The sequence below is a fragment of the Streptomyces murinus genome, assembly GCF_002154555.1.
Taxonomy (GTDB): Bacteria; Actinomycetota; Actinomycetes; order Streptomycetales; family Streptomycetaceae; genus Streptomyces; species Streptomyces murinus.
In genome coordinates this window covers 1-7,330 of record NZ_MUNF01000176.1, presented here as the reverse complement: position 1 = coordinate 7,330, position 7,330 = coordinate 1, and the positions used below count along the sequence as shown (strand labels likewise).

Here is a 7,330-nt window from a genome sequence, read left to right as displayed (position 1 = left end):
GCCCCCGCCCGCCCGTGGCGGTGAGGGAGACGGTGAGGTGCTGGGACTCGGCGACATAGGAGCGGCCCGCGCGGATGCCCTCCTGGACGGCCTGGCGGGTCAGATCGTCGGCGAGGACGACGGTCTGCGGAAGCCCGACCGCGTCCGGATCGCGGTGGGCGTCGCTGTTGCCCATCGCCGGGAGCCAGGGGCGGCCCTGCCGTACCGAGGCGACCAGGAGGTTGTCCCACTCGGCGAGGGTGACCTCGTCGTCGGGCGTGTAGGGGCCGTTCCACACCTCCACGGCGTCCGCCTCGGCGAAGCCGAACTTCCAGCCGCAGCCGACACAGGTGGCGTGCGGATGGGCCGGTACGACCAGGCCCCCGGCGCGCCGGATATCGCGGGCGAAGCGGGCCCAGCGGTTGTCGCGGGCCCGGTAGCGCCAGTCCACGAAGGTGCCGGGCTCGNNCCGAGCATGATCAGCAGATCGTCACCGGCCTCGTCCGCCCAATGGGGGTGGGACGTATGGGTGTTGTGGTCCGAGGAGTTGATGAAGTCCAGGCCCGCCGCCCGGGCGAGGGCCGCGATCTCGGCGGGGGTGCGGCGGCCGTCGGAGTACCAGGAGTGCAGATGGCAGTCGCCCCGGTACCAGGCCCGGCCCCGCCCCTTGGCCCGGGACGGCGGGTACACCGGGCGGGGGGTCTCGCCGCTCTCGCCATAGGTCAGGGTGATCGTCAGCTCGTACGACAGTCCCTGTGGTGCCACCGTGTAGGGGCCCAGCGCGATGTGCCAGGTGCCCGCGCGCACCGGTCCCGGCACATAGCCCGGGGTCGCGTCGTCGGCCCGTACGAAGAACTCCGTGCGGGCGCCGCCCGACCAGCCCCGGAAGCCCTTGCCGCCCAGCTCGGTGCCGTGCTGGTCGAAGAGGCCGATGTCGAGCGCGTTGCCCTGCGTGCCGGCCGGGACCGAGGGCCTGTCGTAGGTGTAGGAGACCTTGAACTCCCGTACTCCGGACGGCACTTCGACCGGTACGTACACGAAGTCGGGGGCGCCGGGCGGCAGGGTGCCCCGCACCGTCCGCGTCTCCTGGCCCTGGCCCCGACCTTGGTCCTGGCCGTCCGCCGCCGCGAAGTTCACGGATCCCAACGTAAGGGCAGCGGCGGCGCCGGTCACGAACAGCGCGCGCCTGGCGATTCCCCCGGCGTGATCGTGCGTGTCGTCACACATGGCCCTCATTGTGCGGGCCGTACGTGAACTCCCCCAGAAGAAAAGGAGACGGGGTCCCGCCATCGCGGGACCGCCCCCTCGCCCCTCATCCGTCCCGATCATCCCCTACGTATCGTGGAGCCATGACGACTCCCGCGACCCCAGGACCCGGCCGTCCCACCGAGAACTCCATGCGTCGCGCCCTCAAACGCGCCCGTGACGGCGTCGCCCTCGACGCCTCCGAGGCCGCGGTGCTGCTCCAGGCCCGGGGCGAGGACCTGACCGACCTCGCCGCCTCCGCCGCCCGGGTGCGCGACGCGGGCCTCGAACAGGCGGGCCGTCCCGGCGTCATCACCTACTCGAAGAGCGTCTTCATCCCGCTGACCCGGCTGTGCCGGGACAAGTGCCACTACTGCACCTTCGTCACCGTCCCCGGCAAGCTCCGCCGCGCCGGCCACGGCATGTTCATGTCCCCGGACGAGGTCCTCGACATCGCCCGCAAGGGCGCCGCGCTCGGCTGCAAGGAAGCCCTGATCACCCTCGGGGACAAGCCCGAGGACCGCTGGCCCGAGGCCCGCGAGTGGCTCGACGCGCACGGCTACGACGACACCATCGCCTACGTCCGCGCCATCTCCGTCCGCGTCCTGGAGGAGACCGGCCTGCTGCCCCACCTCAACCCGGGCGTCATGAGCTGGACCGACTTCCAGCGCCTGAAGCCGGTCGCGCCGAGCATGGGCATGATGCTGGAGACCACGGCCACCCGGCTGTGGTCCGAGCCCGGCGGCCCGCACCACGGCTCCCCGGACAAGGAACCGGCCGTACGGCTGCGGGTCCTGGAGGACGCGGGCCGCTCCTCGGTCCCCTTCACCTCGGGCCTGCTGATCGGCATCGGCGAGACGTACGAGGAGCGCGCCGAGTCCCTCTTCGCGCTGCGCAAGGTCTCCCGCGCCTACCACGGCATCCAGGAACTGATCATCCAGAACTTCCGCGCCAAGCCGGACACCGCGATGCGCGGCATGCCGGACGCCGAACTGGACGAACTGGTCGCCACCATCGCCGTCGCCCGGCACATCATGGGCCCCGCCGCCTGCCTCCAGGCCCCGCCGAACCTGGTCGAGGGCGAGTACGAGCGGCTGATCGGCGCCGGTATCGACGACTGGGGCGGGGTGTCGCCCCTGACCATCGACCACGTCAACCCCGAACGCCCCTGGCCGCAGATCGAGGAACTGGCGGAGCGGTCCCGCGCGGCCGGCTTCGAACTGCGCGAACGCCTCTGCGTCTACCCGGAGTTCGTCCGGCGCGGCGAGCCCTGGCTGGACCCCCGGCTGCGCCCGCACGTCGCCGCCCTCGCCGACCCGGAGACCGGCCTCGCCCGCCCCGGCGTGCTCCCCACCGGCCTGCCCTGGCAGGAGCCCGAGGACACCTTCACCCCCACCGGCCGCACCGATCTGCACCGCACCATCGACACGGAGGGCCGTACGAGCGACCGCCGTGACGACTACGACGAGGTGTACGGCGACTGGGACGCCCTGCGCGAGGCGGCCGCCCCCGGGATGGCGCCGCAGCGCATCGACACCGACGTCCGCGAGGCCCTGCGCACCGCGGCCGACGACCCCGCCCGGCTGACCGACGCCGAGGCCCTCGCCCTCTTCCACGCGGACGGCCCGGCGCTGGACGCGCTGTGCCGGATCGCCGACGACGTGCGCAGGTCGGTGGTGGGCGACGAGGTGACGTACATCGTCACCCGCAACATCAACTTCACCAATGTCTGCTACACCGGCTGCCGCTTCTGCGCCTTCGCCCAGCGCCGTACCGACGCCGACGCCTACACCCTCTCCCTGAGCCAGGTCGCCGACCGCGCCCAGCAGGCGTGGGACGTCGGCGCGGTCGAGGTGTGCATGCAGGGCGGCATCCACCCCGACCTGCCCGGCACCGCCTACTTCGACATCGCGAAGGCGGTCAAGGAGCGCGTCCCCGGCATGCATGTGCACGCCTTCTCCCCGATGGAGGTCGTGAACGGCGCCACCCGCACCGGCATGTCCATCCGGGAGTGGCTGACGGCCGCGAAGGAAGCGGGCCTCGACACCATCCCCGGCACGGCGGCGGAGATCCTGGACGACGAGGTCCGCTGGATCCTCACCAAGGGCAAGCTGCCCACGGCCACCTGGATCGAGGTCGTGAAGACCGCCCACGAACTGGGCATCCGCTCCTCCTCCACGATGATGTACGGCCATGTCGACCAGCCCCGCCACTGGCTCGGCCATCTGCGCACCCTGGCCGGGATCCAGCGGGAGACCGGCGGCTTCACCGAGTTCGTCACGCTCCCCTTCATCCACACCAACGCACCGGTCTACCTCGCCGGCATCGCCCGCCCCGGCCCGACCACCCGCGACAACCGCGCGGTGACGGCCATGGCCCGCCTCCTGCTGCACCCCTGGATCCCCAATATCCAGACAAGCTGGGTCAAACTCGGCACCGAGGGTGCGGCGGAAATGCTCCGCTCCGGCGCGAACGACCTGGGCGGCACCCTGATGGAGGAGACGATCTCCCGGATGGCGGGCTCGTCGTACGGCTCGTACAAGTCCGTCCGCGACCTGGTGGCCGTCGCGGAGGCGGCAGGCCGCCCGGCGAAACCGCGCACGACGCTCTACGGCGAGGTGCCGGACGAGCGGCGGCAGGCGGCGGCGGACTCCGACGGCCACCTCCCCGAGCTGCTGCCCGTGCTCGACTGAGCACCGGCTGCGTGGTGCCGGGGCGCGGTGCGGGGGCGACCGGTACGCGGTGCGGGGGCGACTGAGTACGATGATCCGACCCCCGGACCGTGTGGGGGACCCATAGCGGAGGAGATGCGTACCCGTGGCTGCCCGACTGCCCTCCTGGGCCTGGGTCTCCGGTCTGACGGTGGGGGCGACCGTGGCCGTCGTCGCCCTCGCCGTGCAGGCGGAGCACGGGCCGCATCCCACGGCCGCGAGCGTGAAGCCGAGCACCTCGGTGTCGGCGGGCACCCATGGCTCGGCGAAGCCGAAGCCGCCGGCGGGGCCGCCCGCGCTCCCGGCGGACTCGGGGGACGGCCGCCGGATCGTGTACTCGCTCGCGGGGAAGCGGCTGTGGCTGGTCGACGCGACCGGCAAGGAGATCAGGACGTTCGAGGTGTGGCCGGGGACGGTGCCGCCCGCCCCCGGCCGCTACTCGATCACGCTGCGCACCCAGTCCCTCAAGGGCTCGGACGGCGTGGAGATCGAACACGTCATGTACTTCACAAAGGTGGACGGCGTGAACGTGGCCTTCTCCAACGCTCTGGACGGCGCCTCGCCGCCCCCCGCGGAGGGCAAGAAACTGGGCGGCATCCGCATGCGCAAGCAGGACGGCGCCGCCCTGTGGGCCTTCGGTGATCAGGGCACGAACGTGACGGTGGTCAAGTAGTAGGGGCTTCCTTGCCGAGTTCCCTTCCGCCCGGCAGGTGGTTGACGATCAGCGCCACCCCGCTGAGCAGGAAGACGCGGGTGGCGGAGTCCTCGCCGTTCCACGCCTTCGCCTGCCACATCGCGAACCACTCACCGCCGATCGCGATGAACCCGGCGCCGAAGAGCAGCAGGAGCATCAGCAGCCCATAGGTGGAAACGCGCCGCGCGAACGCCTCGTCCCGGCGCGCCGCCCACAGGTACGTGCCCCAGATCAGGACCAGCGCGGCCACCGTCTCCCACGCGATGATCAGGACGTAGGCGGTGTCCTGGAGCGCGGTGCTGGTGATCGCCCGCCACATCAGATCGTGGTCCTTGAAGGTGCTGTCCATCGCCAGCACATGCCGTACGAACTGCTGGTTCGTGCCGAAGTCCGTGATGTTGCCGAACGCGACGAGGGCGATGTACAGCGCGAGTATCCCGGTGAGTACACCGGCGGCCAGTGCCTGACTGGAGAGGCTGGAGAGTCTGGAGCGCCGCGTGGGGTCGGTGGTGGTCATGGCTGGATTCTCCCCTGGCGACAGACCGATTGACGTACTGCCATTGCGCCATCATGGAGAGGCGGCCCCCACCGCCCCCGGAACCGACCGCCTCCGCCTGGCGGTTGTGGAGTCGGCCCGGGACGCGATCCAGGCGCGTTACGCGGAGTGAGCCGCGAACTCCACGAACTCCGTCCAGCTGGCCTCGCCGACGGTGAGCCGGGCGCGGTCCTTGTCCTTGGAGTCGCGGACGTGGACGGTGGCGGGGGTAAGGGCCACTTCCACACAGTCGGGGCCGTCGTTGCTGCTGTAGCTGCTCTTGAACCACATCAGCGTCGCACTCATGTCTCTTCTCCCAGTACCTCTTTGATGAAGGCCTGCGACTCCCGGGGGGAGAGGGCCTGCGAGCGGATCATCCCATAGCGCATCTCCAAGATCTGCGCCTCCCGGGTATCGCTTACCACGCGAGTGTGCAACTGGACTTCCAGGTGCCCCAGAGTCTTGCCGTCCCGGAGCTTCAACAGTCGGAAGGGACCGGCCATGCCCGCATGCTCCTCGTCGCGGTCAGTGGGCATCACCTGAATCTCGACGTGCCTCAACTGGCTGATCTCCAGCAGGTGTTCGAGCTGCTTACGCAACACCATTTTGCCCCCGATGGGGCGCCGTAGTGTCACCTCTTCCTGGACGAATGTGATCAGCGGACGTGGCACCCGATCGAAGACGATCTTTCGGGCCATGCGGGCTGCGACGAGGCGATCGATCTCGTCTTCCGCGTAAGCGGGCCTTCGCATCCCGTACAGAGCCTTGGCGTACTCCGGGGTCTGCAACAGGCCGTGGATGTGGTGGCTTGAGTAGGCTCCCATCTCGGTGGTTTCGTCCTCAAGCTTGGTCAGATCCCGAACCTTCTTCGGGTAGCGGGCTCTCTCCACGTCCACCTTCATCGCAGAGACCTTGCCCTGCGCGCCCACCACCTTGTCCGCGTTGTCGAGGAACTCGGGTTGAGGTGTGCGGACGCCCCGCTCGACTGCGGAGACAAGATCCGGGCTGTACCCGATGCGTGCTGCGAACTCAGGTTGCTTGAGGCCGGCGGCTTCCCGCCAGACCTTGATCTGCCGCCCGACCGCTTTGAGAACGGCCTCGGCCTCTTCGTCTTCCATGCTCAACCCTCCGTGTGTCCCATGTCACGCCCAGGCTAGGGAGAGTCCGCAAGCCGGATGGCTGGATCGGCAGAAATCACCTTCTGGAGGCCACCCCCATCCGACCGGGACCTCGGGCTCCGCGACCCGGTGGGCAGGGAGGCGGCAGCCAGGTTGTCTGGGAGTGCGGCTTGTACCGGGACTCGGTGGTCCATGACCCGGTCGTGCGCGATCCCAAAAGACCAAAGAACCGGGGAAAGAACCGAACCCGCCCCCACCGCCCCCGTCACTCACTCGGCGGAGTGAATATGCCGGACGAAACTGGCGCGGCGGGGCATTTGTGGTGCAGCGTCAGCGATGACAACCCGTAGACATGCATCGGCCCTCGCCGGGACTGGCATCCCTGTGCGAGGGCCTGATCACCAAGGAAGAAGACCCCCTTCCCCGTGACTGACAAGCAGCGTAACGCGCCCTCGCACCCCAAGTCCCGGCATTCGTCGGGCGTCACCCATGTGAACGAGCCGCATTACGACAACTTCACCGTCGTCGGCAATCACCTGGCCCAGCACCCGGAGCTGTCGCTGACGGCGATCGGCCTGGCCACGCATATCCAGTCGTTGCCCGAGGGCACCCCGATCGGCATCAAGGCGCTGGCGGCGAAGTTCCGCGAGGGCGAGATCCGGATCGCGGCGGCGCTGCGGGAGTTGGAAGAACACGGATACCTCGCGCGTCCCAGGGAGCGTCTTCAATCGGGACAAGTGAGGACCCGGGCGATCTCGTACAACAAGCCCCGCAGCGCACTGCGAGCCGCGGCGGCACCCCCGGCCGAGCCTGAGGCCGACCCCGGATCGGCGCCTGCGTCCGGGCCCCCGCCCACCCCCGTGGCCGTACCGGCGTCCGCGCCCGGGCCGCCTCCGGCACCGGATCGGCGCACACCGGCGGCCGACCTCCTCGCGGGCCTGCGCGCCCACGACCCACGGCTTCTGCTGGCGGAACGAGACGTGCACCGACTGGCTCCGGCCGTCACCGAGTGGCTGGAGCGTGGCGTGCCGCCGACGGCGGTCACCCA

General features: G+C 70.2%; 6 protein-coding genes and 1 pseudogene. 3 read left to right on the top strand and 4 right to left on the bottom strand.

Translation table 11 applies throughout. From position 1 onward, the window contains the following. Positions 1-1,206: pseudogene (locus tag CCN72_RS13010) on the bottom strand (CehA/McbA family metallohydrolase); the annotation flags it as partial. 122 nt (positions 1,207-1,328) lie between these two features. Between CCN72_RS13010 and CCN72_RS13005 the strand changes: the two are divergent. Together CCN72_RS13005 and CCN72_RS13000 are read left to right on the top strand one after the other, a co-directional pair. Beyond that, positions 1,329-3,917: a bifunctional FO biosynthesis protein CofGH gene (locus tag CCN72_RS13005; RefSeq protein ID WP_086807664.1), complete on the top strand. Its 2,589-nt coding sequence runs from the start codon at positions 1,329-1,331 to the stop codon at positions 3,915-3,917. Between the two features lie 124 nt (positions 3,918-4,041). Next, positions 4,042-4,608: a hypothetical protein gene (locus tag CCN72_RS13000; RefSeq protein ID WP_086807663.1), complete on the top strand. Its 567-nt coding sequence runs from the start codon at positions 4,042-4,044 to the stop codon at positions 4,606-4,608. On the opposite strand, the gene CCN72_RS12995 is transcribed toward CCN72_RS13000, so the two are convergent. From CCN72_RS12995 to CCN72_RS12985, 3 genes are all read right to left on the bottom strand, one after another. Next, positions 4,601-5,146, bottom strand: coding sequence for a DUF2165 domain-containing protein (locus CCN72_RS12995; protein WP_086807662.1), 546 nt, complete (start codon positions 5,144-5,146; stop codon positions 4,601-4,603). The two genes, CCN72_RS13000 and CCN72_RS12995, sit on opposite strands and share 8 nt — an antisense overlap. A 138-nt stretch (positions 5,147-5,284) precedes the next feature. Further along, positions 5,285-5,470 (bottom strand): DUF397 domain-containing protein, encoded by a 186-nt coding sequence (locus CCN72_RS12990; RefSeq protein ID WP_086807661.1) that lies wholly within the window; start codon positions 5,468-5,470, stop codon positions 5,285-5,287. Beyond that, positions 5,467-6,282 (bottom strand): helix-turn-helix domain-containing protein, encoded by an 816-nt coding sequence (locus CCN72_RS12985; RefSeq protein ID WP_086807660.1) that lies wholly within the window; start codon positions 6,280-6,282, stop codon positions 5,467-5,469. Before CCN72_RS12985 ends, CCN72_RS12990 begins: the two co-directional genes overlap by 4 nt. Before the next feature lie 425 nt (positions 6,283-6,707). Between CCN72_RS12985 and CCN72_RS12980 the strand changes: the two genes are divergently transcribed. Then, positions 6,708-7,330 (top strand): helix-turn-helix domain-containing protein (locus tag CCN72_RS12980; RefSeq protein WP_208637995.1); only part of this gene is annotated, 623 nt, incomplete at its 3' end.